Genomic DNA, 697 nt, shown 5'->3' with positions numbered 1-697 from the left:
CGCCGTCCGGGATCTCCGTCGGCTCCGGTGCTTCCGATACGGCCGGAATCGCCGGGTCCGCTGCCACCGGAGCCGATGTCTCCGGAAGCACCGAAATGGACGCCTTCTCCACCGTCTCCCGGATCGCCGTCAGCTCTTGCTCCAGATCGGCCGGGGCGGGGAAGTTCTCGTCGCGCTCCAGGAGCACGCCCGGCGGGCGGACCCGGGAGGACAGGTCGGAGAGGATCGCGAGGACGGCCGGCGGCACGGCGTGGGCGTGGCTGTCGTGCCAGACGCCGTCGCGTTCGAAGCCGCCGGCGACATGGACGTACGCGATCGCCTCGACGGGCAGTTCGTCCAGGGCCTTGGCGGGGTCCTCGCCGCGGTTGACGTGGTTGGTGTGGAGGTTGGCCACGTCGATGAGGAGGCGTACGCCGGTGCGGTCGGCCAGGTCGTACAGGAACTGTCCCTCGGTCATCTCCTCGCCCGGCCAGGAGATCAGCGCCGCGATGTTCTCCACCGCGAGCGGCACGGGCAGCGCGTCCTGGGCGATGCGGATGTTCTCGCAGAGGACGTCGAGGGCGTCCCGGGTGCGGGGGACGGGCAGCAGATGCCCGGCCTCCAGGCGTGGCGAGGCGGTGAGCGCCCCGCCCGCCCGGACAAACGCGATGTGCTCGGTGACCAGCGGGGAGCCGAGGGCCTCGACGGCCGCCGCGAG

1 protein-coding gene is annotated in these 697 nt (G+C 72.2%); it reads right to left on the bottom strand.

The annotated features are described in order from the left end of the window. The coding region (locus tag AOK17_RS47630) for a multinuclear nonheme iron-dependent oxidase (RefSeq protein WP_245697924.1) at positions 1-697 on the bottom strand (697 nt) is incomplete at both ends.

The sequence above is a fragment of the Streptomyces phaeochromogenes genome, from assembly GCF_001418655.1.
Lineage (GTDB): Bacteria > Actinomycetota > Actinomycetes > Streptomycetales > Streptomycetaceae > Streptomyces > Streptomyces phaeochromogenes.
Note: the sequence above shows the minus strand (reverse complement) of the source record. Positions and strands in the feature narration are given on the sequence as shown.